The 15,967-nt window shown below is 75.7% G+C and carries 13 protein-coding genes, 5 tRNA genes and 1 pseudogene; 8 read left to right on the forward strand and 11 right to left on the reverse strand.

Features of this window, described 5'->3' with window-relative positions:
• Nucleotides 1-56 precede the first annotated feature (56 nt).
• Entirely contained in the window at nucleotides 57-614 is a 558-nt protein-coding gene (locus tag OYE22_RS04060; RefSeq protein ID WP_277323972.1) for a CGNR zinc finger domain-containing protein, read from the forward strand.
• Nucleotides 615-682: 68 nt separating this feature from the next.
• Here OYE22_RS04060 and OYE22_RS04065 read toward each other — a convergent pair whose 3' ends face one another.
• Together OYE22_RS04065 and OYE22_RS04070 are read right to left on the reverse strand one after the other, a co-directional pair.
• Nucleotides 683-844, reverse strand: coding sequence for a hypothetical protein (locus tag OYE22_RS04065; protein ID WP_277319123.1), 162 nt, complete (start codon nucleotides 842-844; stop codon nucleotides 683-685).
• Nucleotides 845-954: 110 nt separating this feature from the next.
• Nucleotides 955-1,410 carry a hypothetical protein gene (locus OYE22_RS04070; protein ID WP_277323973.1) on the reverse strand — a complete coding sequence of 152 codons (456 nt, stop codon included), beginning with the start codon at nucleotides 1,408-1,410 and terminating at the stop codon, nucleotides 955-957.
• Between the two features lie 167 nt (nucleotides 1,411-1,577).
• Between OYE22_RS04070 and OYE22_RS04075 the strand changes: the two genes are divergently transcribed.
• Nucleotides 1,578-2,126, forward strand: a complete 549-nt coding sequence (locus tag OYE22_RS04075; protein ID WP_277319124.1) for a DsbA family protein — start codon at nucleotides 1,578-1,580, stop codon at nucleotides 2,124-2,126.
• 66 nt (nucleotides 2,127-2,192) lie between these two features.
• Here OYE22_RS04075 and OYE22_RS04080 read toward each other — a convergent pair whose 3' ends face one another.
• From OYE22_RS04080 to OYE22_RS04090, 3 genes are all read right to left on the reverse strand, one after another.
• Entirely contained in the window at nucleotides 2,193-3,029 is an 837-nt protein-coding gene (locus OYE22_RS04080; protein ID WP_277319125.1) for a GNAT family N-acetyltransferase, read from the reverse strand.
• Between the two features lie 163 nt (nucleotides 3,030-3,192).
• A complete protein-coding gene (locus tag OYE22_RS04085; RefSeq protein ID WP_277319126.1) occupies nucleotides 3,193-4,029 on the reverse strand; it encodes an aminodeoxychorismate lyase in 837 nt (278 codons plus the stop codon).
• Complete coding sequence (locus OYE22_RS04090; RefSeq protein WP_277319127.1) at nucleotides 4,026-5,117, reverse strand: chorismate-binding protein; 1,092 nt, start codon at nucleotides 5,115-5,117, stop codon at nucleotides 4,026-4,028. Before OYE22_RS04090 ends, OYE22_RS04085 begins: the two co-directional genes overlap by 4 nt.
• Before the next feature lie 148 nt (nucleotides 5,118-5,265).
• Between OYE22_RS04090 and OYE22_RS04095 the strand changes: the two genes are divergently transcribed.
• The 5 genes from OYE22_RS04095 to OYE22_RS04115 all read left to right on the forward strand — a co-directional run bounded on the left by OYE22_RS04095 (nucleotide 5,266) and on the right by OYE22_RS04115 (nucleotide 5,744).
• A tRNA-Gly gene (locus OYE22_RS04095) sits at nucleotides 5,266-5,338 on the forward strand.
• A 28-nt stretch (nucleotides 5,339-5,366) separates the two neighbouring features.
• Nucleotides 5,367-5,437: transfer RNA gene (locus tag OYE22_RS04100), tRNA-Cys, on the forward strand.
• Between the two features lies 1 nt (nucleotide 5,438).
• Nucleotides 5,439-5,510: transfer RNA gene (locus tag OYE22_RS04105), tRNA-Val, on the forward strand.
• Between the two features lie 71 nt (nucleotides 5,511-5,581).
• Nucleotides 5,582-5,653, forward strand: a tRNA-Val gene (locus tag OYE22_RS04110).
• A 19-nt stretch (nucleotides 5,654-5,672) separates the two neighbouring features.
• Nucleotides 5,673-5,744: transfer RNA gene (locus OYE22_RS04115), tRNA-Val, on the forward strand.
• 127 nt (nucleotides 5,745-5,871) lie between these two features.
• Here OYE22_RS04115 and OYE22_RS04120 read toward each other — a convergent pair.
• The 3 genes from OYE22_RS04120 to OYE22_RS04130 all read right to left on the reverse strand — a co-directional run bounded on the left by OYE22_RS04120 (nucleotide 5,872) and on the right by OYE22_RS04130 (nucleotide 8,002).
• Entirely contained in the window at nucleotides 5,872-6,156 is a 285-nt protein-coding gene (locus OYE22_RS04120; RefSeq protein WP_277319128.1) for a zf-TFIIB domain-containing protein, read from the reverse strand.
• Nucleotides 6,157-6,309: 153 nt separating this feature from the next.
• Nucleotides 6,310-7,368 carry a phosphotransferase gene (locus OYE22_RS04125; protein ID WP_277323974.1) on the reverse strand — a complete coding sequence of 353 codons (1,059 nt, stop codon included), beginning with the start codon at nucleotides 7,366-7,368 and terminating at the stop codon, nucleotides 6,310-6,312.
• Nucleotides 7,369-7,795: 427 nt separating this feature from the next.
• The gene (locus OYE22_RS04130; RefSeq protein WP_277319129.1) at nucleotides 7,796-8,002 is read right to left on the reverse strand and encodes a hypothetical protein; all 207 of its coding nucleotides are present in this window, start codon (nucleotides 8,000-8,002) and stop codon (nucleotides 7,796-7,798) included.
• 759 nt (nucleotides 8,003-8,761) lie between these two features.
• Between OYE22_RS04130 and OYE22_RS04135 the strand changes: the two genes are divergently transcribed.
• Nucleotides 8,762-10,333: a serine/threonine protein kinase gene (locus tag OYE22_RS04135; protein WP_277319130.1), complete on the forward strand. Its 1,572-nt coding sequence runs from the start codon at nucleotides 8,762-8,764 to the stop codon at nucleotides 10,331-10,333.
• A gap of 144 nt (nucleotides 10,334-10,477) precedes the next feature.
• Here the strand turns inward: OYE22_RS04135 and OYE22_RS04140 are convergent, their stop codons facing one another.
• The 3 genes and pseudogenes from OYE22_RS04140 to cobT form a co-directional block, all read right to left on the reverse strand.
• Complete coding sequence (locus OYE22_RS04140) at nucleotides 10,478-11,296, reverse strand: RNA methyltransferase (RefSeq protein ID WP_277319131.1); 819 nt, start codon at nucleotides 11,294-11,296, stop codon at nucleotides 10,478-10,480.
• Between the two features lie 94 nt (nucleotides 11,297-11,390).
• Nucleotides 11,391-12,668, reverse strand: coding sequence for a uroporphyrinogen-III C-methyltransferase (gene cobA / locus OYE22_RS04145; RefSeq protein ID WP_277319132.1), 1,278 nt, complete (start codon nucleotides 12,666-12,668; stop codon nucleotides 11,391-11,393).
• A 278-nt stretch (nucleotides 12,669-12,946) separates the two neighbouring features.
• A pseudogene (gene cobT, locus OYE22_RS04150) lies at nucleotides 12,947-14,887 on the reverse strand (nicotinate-nucleotide--dimethylbenzimidazole phosphoribosyltransferase); the annotation flags it as partial.
• Nucleotides 14,888-15,967: the final 1,080 nt, after the last annotated feature.

A 15,967-nucleotide genomic window follows, 5' to 3' on the forward strand; every position in this document is an offset into this window, starting at 1 on the left:
CTAGAGTCACGGAAGTCGAAGGGCAGCCGCCGACCCAGCCGGCCAGGGAGCAGATGGTGCTGATCAACCACGACACCCGGTGCGCGCTCGACGCGGTCGTCGATCTGGTGAACACGATGCCCGAGGGTGCCGAGCCCGACGGTCTGCCCGACGTGGCGGCGCTGGGCGACTTCGTCACCCGGCACGCGATCAGCGACGTGGGCACGCTCGGCAAGCGCGATCTGGTGGCCGTGCACGCGACGCGGGCGCGGTTCGTCGAGGTCTTCGCGGCCACCGACACGCCGAGCGCGGCGGCCCTGCTCAACGCCATGGTGGCCGCCGCGGGCACCACGCCACAGCTCACCGACCACGACGGATACGACTGGCACGTGCACTACTTCGCGCCGGGCGCCTCGATCGCCGACCACCTCGCCGCCGACGGTGGCATGGCGTTGGCCTTCCTGCTGGTGGCGGGTGAGCGGGAGCGGCTGCGGCGGTGTGAGGCCCCGGACTGCCAGCGGGCCTTCGTCGACCTGTCGCGGAACCGTTCGCGCCGCTACTGCGACAGCCGGACCTGCGGCAACCGCCTGCACGTGGCCGCCTACCGGGCCCGGCGCCGGGAAGCCGGGGTCTGAGGCGGCCCGGGCGCACGCGCGACACGTTGCCGGGCCGGGCGGCGGGGGCGGGCTGCTGCGGCGGCGGCTCACCAGCGGTAGAGGTCGTGGACCGCGGCCAGCAGGAGCAGGGTGGCGATCACGCTGAGGAAGAGCATCAGCGGCGGCTGGGACAGCGCGTACAGGCAACCGCGCGCCTCCTGGTGCTCCGGGGCGGGTGCCTGAGTGGTGCCCGGCGCGGGTGCTGACACGGGTCCTGGGGCGGGGGTGCGTTCCCCGGGTGAGTGCGACATCGCTGCCCGATGATCCAGGAGCCGGGTCATCGGCAACGGCGAACGCCCCCCGCACGGGGGATAGTTCGCTAGATTCCGTGCTTCTTCAGGATCGCCTCGATATCGGCGAACTCGTCGCCGCCGCCACTCGTCTTCGCCTTGGCCTTGCGCCGGGGCTGCTGCGCGGGGGCCTGGGCACCACCGAGCGAGGGCGCGGACGCCTCCGGTGCCAGCGCCGCGCGCTGGGCCGCCGCCGCTGCCCTGCGCTCCTTGCGGGTGCCGCCCTCATCGGAGCGGCGCTCGACGGCGCGGCAGATCACGAACAGCAGCGCGGAGACGGCGAGCACCCCGAAGCCGAGCCACACGGAGGGCTTGAACACCAGGTCGCTGATCCAGTCGGCTATCCCGGTCATGGCCAGCCCCAGCGGCACGAGCGCGTACGCGGCGATCCGGGTCGCCGCGAGGAACCGCTTGCGGTACGCCGTCATGGCGGCGATGCCCAGGCCCGCGGCCGACAGTGCGGCGCACAGCGTCGAGGTCAGCATGCGGTCCTCCTGCTCGTCGGGTGCTGTCCCTTCCATCGTGCACCGTCGGGCGAGCGTTCAGCCACGATCGGGTCCGGTCACGATGCGATATCCGGGACATCTCGGGGGAGCGTGTCCTCCGCAGGTCCGAGTGTGGCTACTCCCCCGGAGGCTGGAAGACTGCTCCCATGAGCCCGAATGACTCCGCCGCTTCCCCCCGCTCCGACTCCCCCAGCTCCCCCGTCGTCCTCGACGTGTGGTGCGAGCTCCAGTGCCCCGACTGCCGCTCGGCCCTCGCTGACCTGCGGGAGCTGCGGGCCCGCTACGGCGACGCCCTGGACGTCCGGCTGCGGCACTTCCCGTTGGCCAAGCACCCGCACGCGTACGCGGCGGCCCAGGCGGCGGAGGAGGCCGCGGCGCAGGGGCAGGGCTGGCCGTACGTGGAGGCGGTGCTGGAGCGGGTGGCCGACCTGGACGCGCGCGGGGTGCCGGTGCTCGTGGAGGTGGCGCGGGAACTCGGCCTGGACGCCGACGAGTTGGACACGGCCCTGATCGACGGCCGGCACCTGCTGGTCGTGGACGCCGACCAGGCCGAGGGGCAGGCGATCGGGGTCACCGGCACCCCGACGTACGAGATCGGCGGCGAGCGGCTGGACGGCGGGAAGAGCCAGGAGGGGCTGCGGGAGCGGATCATCGAGATCGCGGACCGGCTGCTTGACGCGGGTGGAGCGCGGTAGCGGACGGCCGGAGCGGGCCCGCTGCGGGCCCGCTCGTTCCTCCCGGCGGTTGCGGCGGGGCCGGGCCTAGCTCAGCGACTTGACCATGTGCGTGACGACGTACCGGTATCCCAGCGACTCGTACAGCCGGACCGCCGGCGTGTTGTCGGCGAAGACGTGCAGGCCGAGCCGGGTGACGCCGGCGGCCAGGCTCTCGCGCTCGGCGACCAGCAGCAGGCTGCGGCCGTGCCCCTGGCCGCGGTGCTCGGGCGCGACCTCGACGGCGTAGACGTACGCGCCCTCGCCGTTCTCGGAGCGGTCGCCGAGCGCGATCCAGATGTGCCCACGGGTGACGTCCTCGTGGGTGAGCACCCGGAGCAGGACGGAGGGGGTCGCGGGTCCGTCGGGGAGCAGGGTGGCGTAGTCGGCGTCGGCCTTCGTCGTGGCCGCTTCCTCGGGCACGCCGCGGTCCACCCAGCTACGGATGTAGCCGGCCCGCTCCCGGGCGAACCACTCGGGGTACTCCGCGTCGGTCATCGGTCGGACACCGCTCGCCTGCGGCAGCTCGGGCGACTCGGTCAGGTCCTTGACCATGTTGTGGCCGCGCGTGGTGTAGCCGAGGGCGGTGGTCAGGGCGAGGGCGCCGTGGGCGTCGGCCGGCACGGAGGCCGACACCTGGGTGCAGCCCCAGCCGCGCAGCACCTCCTCCGCGGCGAGCGCGGCCACGGTGCCGCGCCCGCGCCGCCGATCGCCTTCGGCGATGCTCAGGTGCCGTATCTTCCCGAGACTTCCGCCGAACCGGGCGTCGGTGCTCAGTTCGGCGGTGCCGACGGGACGGCCGTTGACGCACACCTCGTACGCGCGGGAGCGGACCCCGTCGGCGGACTCGTGCGGCGGGGCGGTCGGTCGCAAGGTGGTGGTCACGTGGTTGTTCTACCCGCCGGACTGGGCACCCGTCACCGGTTCTCCCGGACCCGGTAGCGCTCGCCCGGGCCGTACGACCGGACCCGTACGACCGCGTGCGTACGCACCGTGCGTGGCAGCCGCGCCGAACCGTCCCGGTGGGGTCGGCGCCGGTTGGCGTGCGCTAGCGGGGGTCGGAGTCGGCCGCCGCGCGTTCGGCGAAGGTCCGCATGGCCGCGCGGGTCACCTCGCCGGGCGCCGGCGTCAGGGTGCGGCCCGTGCCCTCGGGGCCGAGTCGGTGCACGGCCTGGACGTCGCGCAGGGTGGAGGTCAGGAAGATCTCCTCGGCGTCGTCGAGCGCCGACAGCGGCAGGTCCGTCTCCTTGGCGCCCACCCACTCCACGACCAGCGCGCGGGTGATGCCCGGCAGGCAACCGGAGGTCAGCGGTGGGGTGTGCAGCTCGCCGTCGATGACGAGGAAGACGTTGGAGCCGGTGCCCTCGCAGAGCTGCCCCACGGTGTTGGCGAACAGCGCCTCGGACGCGCCCTGCTGGCGCGCCGCGCTCAGGGCCACGACGTTCTCCGCGTACGAGGTGGACTTCAGACCGGCGAGGGCGCTGCGCTCGTTGCGGGTCCAGGGGACGGTGATCGCCGCGGTGGTGTCGGGGCTCGGGTCGGTCGGGCTGAGCGCCACGACGAGCGTGGGGGCCGACTGGCCTCGGTCGGAGCCGAGCGGCGCGAGCCCGCCGGTGTAGGTGATCCGCAGCCGTCCCAGCGGCATGGGGTTGTCGGCCAGTACGGCGGCGACGGCCCGGCGCACCTCGTCGGCGTCGGGCTCGGCCAGCCCCAGGCCGCGGGCCGAGGTGGCGAGCCGGTCCAGGTGGCGGGTGAGCGCGAAGGGGACGCCGTCGACGGCCTTGAGCGTTTCGAATATGCCGTCACCGACCGTTATGCCGTGGTCGAAGACCGAAACGCGGGCCTCGCTCTCGTCCCGCAGTGCCCCATCGAGCCAGATCGTCACCGTGTCGTCCCCTCTGCCGCCTGTTGTGCCCCCGACGCTACCGCGAGCAGGCGCGACGCCTTCAGTTCGGTCTCGCACCACTCCCGCTCCGGGTCGGAGCCCCAGGTGATGCCGGCTCCGGTGCCGAAGCACAGCACCGGGCCGCCGGCGGCGGTCGCGGGCGAGGGGTAGCTGGGGGCGCGGTCGATCCAGAAGGTACGGATGCCTACGGCCACCTCGCCGGTGCGCCGGTCGGCGTCCACCCAGCCGACGCCGCCGCAGTACGGGCCGCGCGGCGTCGTCTCCAGCGCGTCGATGATCGCCAGTGCGCTGGACTTGGGGGCGCCGGTCACCGAGCCGGGCGGGAAGGTGGCGGTCAGCAGCTCGGGCCACCCCGCGCCGTCGGCCAGTTCGCCGCGCACCGTGGAGACCAGGTGGACCAGGCCGGGGTGCGGCTCCACGGCGCACAGCGCGGGCACCGTCACCGAGCCGGTGGCACAGACCCGGCCCAGGTCGTTGCGGACCAGGTCCACGATCATCACGTTCTCGGCGTAGTCCTTCTCCAGCAGCTCGTCCGCGACCCGCCCGGTCCCCTTGATCGGACCGGACTCGACCACGCGGCCGGTCCGTCGCACGAACAGCTCCGGCGACGCCGTGGCCACCTCGACGCCGTGCGCGGGGAGCCGGACCGTGCCGGCGTACGGGGCGGGGTTGCCCCGGGCCAGCACAGCGGTCAGCGCGTCCACGTCGGCGGGGGCGCCCCCGGGCGCGAGTGGCAGCGGCGCGGAGAGCACCCGGCAGAGGTTGGCCTGGTACACCTCGCCCGCCGCGATGTGCTGCCGGATACGGCGCACGCCGGCCGTGTACGCGGCCCGGTCCAGGGAGGAGGTCCAGGCGTCCACGGTGGGGCCGCGCCAGGCGCCCGGGACCGGCCTCGGCACCGGCGCGGGGCGCACGTCGCCGAAGCGGGCGCAGGTCAGCCGGCCCTCGAAGTCGGCGACCACGGCCCAGAAGCCCGACGATTCCAGGGCGGCGGGATCGCTGGTGACGTCGCGCAGGTCGGTGGCGAGGCGTCCGCCGAAGCGGGCCAGGGGCGGCAGGTCGTACACGGTGGCGAGTCTATGGCGGGGGCGCGAAGACCGCTGTGGGGTGGTGACCACCGCAGCACGCTGCGGAAACGGAATTTGAGCTGGCCCAGGAATCCGCTAGAGTTCAACACGTCGCCGGGACACGGAAGCGTTCTGGACAACGACAACTGCGGACGTGGCTCAGTTGGTAGAGCATCACCTTGCCAAGGTGAGGGTCGCGAGTTCGAATCTCGTCGTCCGCTCGAAGTGAAGGATTCGTCCTTCGCTCCTGGTGGAGTGGCCGAGAGGCGAGGCAACGGCCTGCAAAGCCGTCTACACGGGTTCAAATCCCGTCTCCACCTCGGACGATTAGCTCAGCGGGAGAGCGCTTCCCTGACACGGAAGAGGTCACTGGTTCAATCCCAGTATCGTCCACTGGACCTTCGGGTCCCGCACGACCCAGATCCCTGAGGATCACTCGTCGGCCTTTCGGGGCTGACGATCCCGCGCGATTAGCTCAGCGGGAGAGCGCTTCCCTGACACGGAAGAGGTCACTGGTTCAATCCCAGTATCGCGCACGCGGTAACGCACCATCCCGGACGATTAGCTCAGCGGGAGAGCGCTTCCCTGACACGGAAGAGGTCACTGGTTCAATCCCAGTATCGTCCACACTTCACGGCCGGTGGCCGGAGCCTCGTCGCTCCGGCCACCGGCCGTTTGACGTGCGCGGGCCCGGCACGCGGGCGCGGGGACCGTGGCCCGGTGTCGGGCCGGGCCACGGTCCCCGCGCGGGCGGTCAGGACGAGAACAGCATGTGCCCAAAGCCGCGCCGCCGGCCGTGGTGGCCGTGGTGCCCCTGGTGGGCGGCGCCCCAGGCGGGAGCCGCGGGGTACGCCTGCGGGGCCGGGCCCGGGGCGGGCGGGGGCGGCGGGGCCTGCTGCATCCACTGCGACTCAAGCTGCGTCAGCGACTCAAGCTCCCCGTAGTCCAGAAAGATCCCCCGGCAGCCACTGCACTGCTCGATCTGCACGCCGTTGCGGTTGTACGTGTGCATCGGCGCATGACACTTGGGACACTGCATGGTCCGCTCAACTCCTAGCCATCGGCATCAGCGCCACCGGAACAGGCGCCCGGCGGCGATGAGTTCACCCTACGGCGTGCGCCCCCGCCGCCCGCCCCTGGTTCGGGGCATCGGGTACGGAACTCCCGCGCGGGCGCGCGCGATGGCGGCCCCTCAGGCGGGTGGGGAGGTCGGCAGGCCCGCGTCGGGCGCGGTGGGGCCGCCCGTCATGCGCGCGCAGGCGTCGACCATGGCCTGCTCGGCCGCCTCCAGCGCGCGCCCCGCGGCGGCGGCCTTGGCCAGTCCCAACGCCGCGCTCTGCACGGTCAACGCCCGGGCGGGCACGTCCAGCCGGGGCCAGGGGTCGTCGCCCTCCCCCGCCGCCGTACCGCCCGCCGTCCGGTAGGCGGTCAACAGGCGGGTCCACTCGTCGGGGTCGAGCAGCCCGGTGGCGAACCAGGCGGCGGGGCGGGCCAGATCCCAGGCCGGATCGCCGTGCCCGAGGTCGTCGACGTCGATGAGCAGCCACCCGTCGGCCGCCGCTCCTTCTGGGAACGGGCTGGTCGGCGGGGAGCCCACCAGTTGGCCCAGGTGCAGGTCCCCGTGGCACAGGTGGTCGGTCCGGGGCGCGGGGGCCGCGCCGCGCGCCCAGGCGGGCAGCGCCGCGGCGGCCCCGTGGACGGCGCGGGCGGCGGGCGAGGTGGCGACGGGAACGGGCGCGGCGCGCAGCCGATCCAGCGCTGCGGCCACCTTCGCCGGTCCCCGCATCGGCGGTACGGGCCCGGGTAGCGCGTCCACCGGCACCCGGTGCAGCCGGGCGAGCAGGATGCCCAACGCCTCCCAGGGCGCGGCCTTCCGATCGTCGGGGGAGATGGGCACCCCGTAGGGCCACAGGCTCGCCATGCGTCCGTCGCTCACCGGCGCGAGCAGGGGCCTGGCCGGGGCGGGACCCGCCGCGCTGGGGTGGGATGGGGCCGGCCCGGGCGCCGGGCGGGAGGACGGGAGGGGCGGCGAGGCGATGGGGAGGGGTGCGAGGAGGCAGTCGCGTAGGCGCGGGTGGGCCGCGACGCGCAGCCGGGCCGCCAGCTCGGCCGGGTCGCTGTCGGCGGCGTGCACCTTGCAGACGACCGGCCCGAACCGTACGACCGTCCCGTCCGGTCGGTCGGCGAGCACCTGTGGCTCGGCTCCCGTGCCGTGCCCCGGCGTGGGCAGGTGGCGTACGAGGGCGGCTATGCGGCCCGCGCTCGCCACGTCCGGCGGGCGAACGGCGGCGCCCGGGGCGGCGGATTCGGTGTTCACGAGACCCCTGTGGTGGTGCGGGGACGCGGCGCGGCCCCGAGGCGGTGGGGGGATCGTACGCGTCACCGCCGACGACGCGGGGTGCGGGCACGCGGTGACGGTGGCGGTGCGGGGCGCGGCCGCCGGTCGGGGTGGGCTGACGAGGGTGGGGGCGCCGGGCCGGCACGCACGAGGGCCCTGGCTCCTCGATCCCCATCGAGGCACCAGGGCCCTTCTCTGCCCGGGGGCCGTGGCCGCGGCGAGTGATGCCTCGCCATGGCCGTCGGCCGTCCGAGCTGCGTGCCGTCCGCCGCACCCCCGTCCCCACGGGGTTAATGACCGGAAGTCCCCGGCCCGGGCCGCTCTCCCGGGCCCGGAGCGACTAGCGCTCCAGTATTCCGACCACGGACGACGTCTGTGTGACGACGGCTTCCCAGCCGCCGAACACGACCGCGAGGAGTGCGGCGACCGGCAGCACCATGGCCGCCGCCACCAGCGGGTGGCGCGTCCCCGGTCGCCGGGTGCCAAGCGCGGTGGGCAAGCGCCCCTGCTGTGCTTGGAAGTCCGTGCGTCCTGCGGTGACCGCCATCGTCCCCTCCTCTTGTCTGCTTGGGGCGGCGAGCGTCTGACCTCGGGGGACGAGTGCTGCGCCCGCCGCTTGAGCTCAACATTAGGTCCGCGGCCCGGGGCTGGGCGTCATGCCCTCGTACCGATTAGCGGGCCTCCCGGAGGATGACCCGGGGGTGTAGGCGGTACTCCCCTGGTTGGAGACCTGGGCCTGGGCCCCCGGGTCTTCCCTGAGAGGGACCCTCATCTCGCAGGACGAGAGTCCCGGTGGCGCACGGGCCCGGAGCCGAGCGCGCCGGCTCACGCACGGGGCGGCGGACCAGATCCCGTGGGCCGGGGCACCGGCATGGCGCCATACGGAACCGCGACGTCCGCCCGGTTGGGCCAGGCCGCCCCGCGGCGTGCTGTGGCGTCGCGCCCCCGGGTGACATCCCTCACGTCGCGGGCCGACCCGGACGCCGCGCGGCCGCCCTCGGGGTGCCGACGACGGGCCGGCGCCGCGCTGTCGCGCGCGGCCTCCCCCGTACCGACCACGCTCCGTGCGCGGCCTCCGTTCGCGGGCCCAATCCCCGTTCGGCGGCGGCCCCTTGGGCGGGCGCCGGCGGCGGGGGCCCGGGTGCCGCGCGGCGTTGGCCCGGCGCGCCGGTGGAGTGACGCGCGCCGACAATCCGCCCCCCGACGCATGCGCGGCCTCTGCGCACACCGCCCCGTCAATCCGTAAGCTGTGGCTCGTCAGACGGGCAGCAGTGTGGGGCCTCCCCACCGGAGGTAGGGGACGGACATGGCGATGATGCGGCTCCGGCGCGAGGACCCGCGTGTCGTCGGCTCGTTCCGGCTCCACCGGCGGCTCGGTGCGGGCGGGATGGGCGTGGTCTACCTGGGCTCCGACCGGCGCGGCCAGCGGGTCGCGCTGAAGGTGATCCGGCCGGACCTGGCCGAGGACCAGGAGTTCCGGTCGCGCTTCGCCCGGGAGGTCTCGGCCGCCCGGCGGATTCGGGGCGGCTGTACGGCGCGGCTGGTGGCCGCTGACCTGGAGGCGGACCGCCCCTGGTTCGCGACCCAGTACGTGCCCGGGCCCTCACTGCACGACAAGGTGGGCGACGACGGGCCGTTGCCCGCCTCGCAGGTCGCCTCGATCGGGGCCGCGCTCGCCGAGGGGCTGCTCGCGGTGCACGACGCGGGCGTGGTGCACCGGGACCTGAAGCCGTCGAACATCCTGCTCTCGCCCAAGGGCCCGCGCATCATCGACTTCGGCATCGCCTGGGCCACCGGGGCCAGCACGCTCACGCACGTGGGCACGGCCGTCGGCTCGCCCGGCTTCCTCGCCCCGGAGCAGGTGCGGGGCGCGGCCGTGACGCCGGCGACGGACGTGTTCGCCCTCGGCGCCACCCTGGCCTACTCATCGACCGCCGACTCCCCCTTCGGGCAAGGGAGTTCGGAGGTCATGCTCTACCGCGTCGTCCACGAGGAGCCGCAGCTCGCGGGCGTGCCCGACGCGCTCGCGCCGCTGCTGCACGCCTGCCTGGCGAAGGACCCCGAGGACCGGCCGAGCACGCTGCAACTGTCGCTGCGGCTCAAGGAGATCGCCGCCCGCGAGGCGCACGGCCTGCCGCCGGCGCGTCGCGTGGACCCGCAGGAGGCGGCGCGGCAGCGCGGCGAGCGGCCGAGCGGCCGGCTGGCCGAGGAGTACGCGCGGCAGCGCACGGAGCGGCGCACCGGCGGCTCTCCCCCGCCCCGTCGCGCCGCGACGCGCGGTGAGGCGCCGCGCGGGCCCGTCGCGCGCGGCCCCGGAGCCCGTACCGGCCCCGGGTCCGTGTCCGGCCGTACGGGCGGCGGAGCGCCGCGCTCCGGCGCGGCCGCGCGGCCGGGGGCGCGTACGGGTGGCGGCGGCGCGCCGCGCACCGGGGGCGGTTCGGTGCCCCGCCCGGCCGACGCGTCCCGACACCCGGCGGCGCGGCCCCAGAGCGGGGCAGGCGCGAGGACCGGGGGCGGCGGGCCGCGTTCGGGCAGCCGCACCACGGGGGCGCGGGGGCCCGGGCGCCGCGTGGACGGGCGGACGTCGGGGCGCGGTACGGCCACGGGGCGCCGGCCGGCACAGACCAGTCGTCGGCTGCTGCGGCAGCGACTTATCGTTTTTGTCGTCGTGACGCTGCTGGTGGCACTCGGCATCGCCGCGGCGCAGGGCTGTCAGGGCCCCACCCGTGGGCTGGGCCCCAGCGGCCCGGCGCCGACCGCCACGACCGGCCACGCCATGGGGCAGAACGCTGCGGACCACCGGCCGTACGACGCCGGCCAGGCCGACGGGGCGCGGGGTTCCGCCGAAGCGCCGCACGCGCCGTCCGGGCGCGGCTAGCGGCGGCTGCCCCTCCCCCGCCCCGCGGGCGCGTCGCCGTGCTCTTCGGGCGCGGCCGGCCGCCGATCCACGTTTTCCGGCCGGCCCGCCCGACCCTGCCCGGGTCGCGGGCCACTGACGCCGGGTCGGTCGCTGGGCGGGCACCTAGGGGGTGGGGCGGCCCGTGGTGACGGCGTAGAACGCGACGGCCGCGGCCGCCGCGACGTTCAGGGAGTCCACGCCGTGCGCCATCGGGATGCGCACCCAGGCGTCGGCGGCGGCCAGGGCGTGTCGGGACAGGCCGTTGCCCTCGGCGCCGAGCAGCAGCGCCGCGCGCTCCAGGCGGTGCGGGGCGGCCTCGTCGATCGAGGTGGCCTTCGCGTCCGGGGTCAGCGCGAGCAGGGTGAAGCCCGCCTCGCGTACCTGGGTCAGGTCGCGCGGCCAGGTCGTCAGTCGGGCGTACGGCACGGAGAAGACGGCGCCCATGGACACCTTGACGGAGCGCCGGTACAGCGGGTCGGCGCAGTCCGGGGACAGCAGCACCGCGTCCATGCCGAGCGCGGCGGCGCTGCGGAACGCCGCCCCGATGTTGGTGTGGTCGTTCACGGCTTCGAGGATGGCCACCCGGCGCGCGGCGGCCAGCACCTCGGTGGCCTCGGGCAGCGGCTTGCGGGCCATCGAGGCGAGGGCGCCACGGTGCACGTGGTAGCCCGTCACGCGCTCGGCCAGGGCGGGTTCGATGGCGTACACCGGGGCCGGGGCCTCGTCGATGACGTCGCGCATGGCGTCGATCCACTTGGCCGAGAGCAGCATCGAGCGCATGGCGTACCCCGCCCCCAGGGCCCGCCTGATCACCTTCTCGCCCTCGGCGATGAACAGCCCTTCGGCGGGCTCGCGCCTGCGGCGCAGTTCGACGTCGGTCAGGTCGGTGTAGTCGGCGAGGCGCGGGTCGGCGGGGTCGTCGATGGTGATGAGTTCGGCCACGTGCTGATACTGCCTTGTCTGGTCCTGGGCGTGGGCCCGCGGGGCGGGCGGCGGAGCGGGGGCGGGCGGCGCGGCGGTGGGCGCGCCGCGCCGGCTATGCCGGCCGCTTGGGCCCGACGGTCACCACGTCGCCGACGACGATGACGGCGGGCGGGCGCACGCCCTCGGCCTTCGCCCGTTCGCCGACGGTCGCCAGCGTGGCGTCCACGCGGCGCTGGGCGGCCGTGGTGCCCTCCTGGACGATGGCGACCGGGGTGTCGGCGGGGCGGCCGTGGCTGACCAGCGCGGCGGCGATGGCGCCGATCTTCTCGACGGCCATCAGCAGTACGAGGGTGCCGCGCAGTTTCGCGAGCGCCGCCCAGTCCACGAGCGAGCGCGGGTCATCGGGGGCGACATGGCCGCTGACGACGGTGAACTCGTGGGCCACGCCACGGTGCGTGACCGGTATGCCGGCGGCGCCGGGAACGCTGATGGAGCTGGAGATGCCGGGCACCACCGTGCACGGGATCCCGGCCTCGGCGAGCGCCTCGGCCTCCTCCATGCCACGGCCGAACACGAACGGGTCACCGCCCTTGAGGCGTACCACCGCCTTGCCCGCCCTGGCGTGCTCGATGAGCGCCGCGTTGATGGCCTCCTGGGCCATGAACCTGCCGTACGGGATCTTCGCCGCGTCGATCACCTCGACGTGCGGAGGCAGCTCGTCCAGCAGGTCGCGCGGGCCGAGCCGGTCGGCGATGACGACGTCCGCGGCGGCCAGCAGGCGCCGGCCGCGCACGGTGATCAGGTCGGGGTCGCCGGGACCGCCGCCCACCAGCGCAACCCCGGGCAGCGGCGCCCCACCCGCCCCGGTCTCCGTCGCGTCCGCCGCACCCGCCTGGCCGTCGGCCGCGAGGCGGTGGTGCGGGGCGGCCAGGGTGCCGTCGCGCAGGCCCTCGACGATCGCGTCCCGCAGGGCGGCGGAGCGGCGCGGGTCGCGGCCGGTGAGGACGGCCACGGTGACGCCGTCGCTGCGCCCGGTGGCCGGGGTCCAGGCCGTGGCCGCCTCGGCGTCGTCGCTGCGTACGCACCACACCCGGCGCGCCTCCGCCTCGGCGGAGGCGGCGGCGTTGGCCTTGGGGTCGTTGGTGGCGACCAGCACGTACCAGGCGTCGGCGAGGTCGCCGTCCCGGTAGCGGCGGCGCTCCCAGCGGATCTCGCCGCCGTCGGCCATGGCCTCGACGGACGGGGTGGCCGACGACGAGATGAGCACGACGTCCGCGCCCGCCGCGATGAGCGCCGGCAGCCGGCGCTGTGCCACCTGGCCGCCGCCGATGACGACGACGCGCCGTCCGCTCAGGCGCAGCCCTACGGGGTAGGCGGGATTCTCGGACATGACGGTACGGCTCCTCGTACGGCGTAAGGCGCCGCTACTGCACCGGAGCGGCTGGTCAGGATGGGCGCGGGCCCTGCGCACACCTTACGGGGGCGGGCAGGGGGCCGCGTGGGCGGAGGCGGTGGTGCGGGGCCCGGCGGGTTGGCCGGCGCCGGGCCCGGCGAGCGGGTCGCGGGCCCGTGGGCGGGCGGTCCGGGCACCGGCGGCACTCGGCTACCGGGCGGCGGGGGCCGGGCCGGTGCGGGGGCGCCCGCCCTCACACCGGCCCGGCCAGGCGGTCAGTTCTTCTCGGTCACGCCCGCCGCGTCGAACGTGGCCACCTCGTGCATGGCCCGCGCGGCGCTCTGCACCACCGGCAGGGCCAGCAGCGCGCCGGTGCCCTCGCCGAGCCGCAGGTCGAGGTCGACCAGCGGGCGCAGGCCCAGCTTGGTGAGGGCCGCCACGTGACCGGGCTCGGCGCTGCGGTGCCCGGCGATGCAGGCCGCCAGCGCCTCGGGGGCGATGGCCCGGGCGACCAGCGCCGCGGCGCCCGCGCTCACCCCGTCGAGGATGACCGGCGTGCGCAGCGAGGCGCCGCCGAGCAGGAAGCCCACCAGGGCGGCGTGTTCCAGGCCGCCGACCGCCGCGAGCACCCCGATCGGGTCGGCGGGGTCCGGCTGGTGGAGCTCGATGGCGCGGCGGACCACGTCCACCTTGCGGGCCAGCGTCTCGTCGGTGATGCCGGTGCCACGGCCGGTGATCTCGGCCGGGTCGGCCCCGGTGTAGACGGCGATCAGCGCGGCGGACGCGGTGGTGTTGGCGATCCCCATCTCGCCCGTGAGCAGCGCCTTGTTGCCGGCGGCGACCAGGTCGCGGGCCGTCTCGATGCCCACCTCGATGGCGCGCAGCGCGTCCTCGCGGGACATGGCGGGCCCGGCCGTGAAGTCGGCCGTGCCGGGCAGCACGTTGCGCGGCAACAGGCCCGGCGTGCTGGGCAGTTCGGAGGCGACGCCCACGTCCACGACGCAGACCTCGGCGCCGACCTGGTTGGCGAACGCGTTGCACACCGCGCCGCCGGCCAGGAAATTGGCCACCATCTGGCCCGTGACCTCCTGCGGCCACGCCGTGACGCCCTGGGCGTGTACGCCGTGGTCCCCCGCGAAGATCGCCACGGCGGCGGGCTCCGGGATCGGCGGCGGGCACTTGCGCGAGAGCCCGCACAACTGCGCCGAGATGATCTCCAGCATGCCGAGCGCGCCCGACGGCTTGGTCATCCGCTTCTGCCGCTCCCACGCCTCGCCGAGCGCCTTGGCGTCCAGCGGCCGGATGCCCCGCAGCGTCTCCTGGAGCAGGTCGTGCGGCTGCTCGCCGGGGAGCGCGCGCCGGCCGTACGTCTCCTCGTGCACCACCCACGACAGCGGGCGCCGCTTCGACCAGCCCGCCTGCAGCAGTTCGGGCTCGGCCGGGAACTCGTCCACGTAGCCGACGCACAGGTAGGCCACGACCTCGAGGTGCTCGGGCAGGTCGAGGGCGCGCACCATCTCGCGCTCGTCGAAGAAGCTCACCCAGCCCACGCCCAGGCCCTCGGCCCGGGCGGCGAGCCACAGGTTCTCCACCGCCAGCGCGGAGGAGTACGGCGCCATCTGCGGCTGGGTGTGCCGCCCGAGGGTGTGCCGCCCGCCACGGGTGGGGTCCGCGGTGACGACGATGTTCACCGGGGTGTCGAGGATCGCCTCGATCTTGAGTTCCTTGAACTGCTTGGCCCGCGCCTTCGGCAGCGACTTCGCGTACGCCTCGCGCTGCCGTTGGGCCAACTCGTGCATCGTGCGCCGGGTCTCGGCCGACCGGATCACGACGAAGTCCCACGGCTGGGAGTGGCCGACGCTGGGCGCGGTGTGCGCGGCCTCCAGGACGCGCAGCAGCACCTCGTGCGGGATCGGGTCCGGGCGGAACCCGTTGCGAATGTCCCGGCGTTCGCGCATCACGCGGTGTACGGCGGCACGCTCGGCCTCGTCGTACCCCTCGGCCGCTGGACGCGGCGGCGCGACCGCTGCCTGCGCCTGTGTCTGCGTCTCCGCATCCGTCTGCGTCTGCGTCTGCGTCTGCGTCTGCGTCTGCGTCTGCGTCTGCGTCTGCTCAGTCTCGGTCGCCGGCTCGGCCGGCCCGCCCTGGGCTGGCTCCGCGCCGTCGGCGGCAGGTCGGGCCTGCGCGGGGACAGCAGCGGCCACGGACGCGGGCGCGTGGGTGGCGGCGTTCGGTTCGGCGGACCGCGCGGCGGGGATGCCACCGGTCGCCGGGGGCGCGGCCTGCGGCGCGGGCTCGGTGGCCGTACGCGGCTGCTCGGGCGCCGGCGCCGCCTGGGCGGCCACGGTCGCCGGAGCCGGCGCGCCGGCCGGGGCGGGTGCGTCCGCCTCGGCGGGACGGCCGTCGGCCGGGGCCTGGGCCTTGTCCTCGGCCCCGTTGGCGGCGGGCTCGGGGCCTGCGGGCTGGGCTTCCTGCATGGTCTGGGCTCCGTCCGTGGCAACCGGTGTGTCGGAGCCCGCGGGCGCGGCACCGCTCTGCGCTGCGCCCTGCGCGGGCGCCCCGTCAACCGGTTCGGCCCGGTCAGCCGGCTCGGCCGGCGCGGCGGCCGGCTCGCCGGTGGCCGACGTGGGAGTGCTCGGCCCGGCGGCACCCAGCTCGGCACCGTCCGACTCGGCGGCACCGGCTGCCGCGACGGCGGTCGGCCGGGACGGCGCGGACTCCTGCGCCGGTGCGGACTCCTGGGTCGCGGCCGGCACGCCCGCCGGCTGGCCCTGCCCAGCGGCCTGCGGCTGCGCCGCCGCGGGCTGCTCGGCGGCCGGCTGGTCGGTCGCATCGGCGGTGGGGTTGGCGTCCTGGGGCGCCTCGGCCGTCGGCGCGGTCGCGGCGGGCTGCTGCTCGCCGGGCGACGCGGCCTCGGCTGCGGGCTTTTCCTCGCCCTTGTCCTCGCCCTTGCCCTTCTCCTCGGCGGGAGCCTGTTGGGCTGCCGCGCCCGGGGTGGAGGCGTCCTGGGCGGGTGCTGCCTGGGGAGTCGCTTCCTGGGCCGGCTCGGCCTGGGTCGCGGCGTCCGGCGCGGCGTCGGTCTCGGCGGCGGGTGAGTCGCCCTGGCCGGCGTCGCCTGACGCGGCATCGGCCGGTACGTCGCCAGCCGGTACGCCGTCGGCCGGGGTGGCGCCGCCTTGGCCGGCGTCGGCGGGGGCCGTGCCGGGCTGCGGCTCGGCGGGCTGCGGGGTCTGGCCGGCGGGCGCGCCCTGCCCGGTCGCCGTGGCGGGCTGCTTCTGCTGGCCGTCCGGCTCGGC

The organism is Streptomyces sp. 71268 (genome assembly GCF_029392895.1).
Classification (GTDB): domain Bacteria; phylum Actinomycetota; class Actinomycetes; order Streptomycetales; family Streptomycetaceae; genus Streptomyces.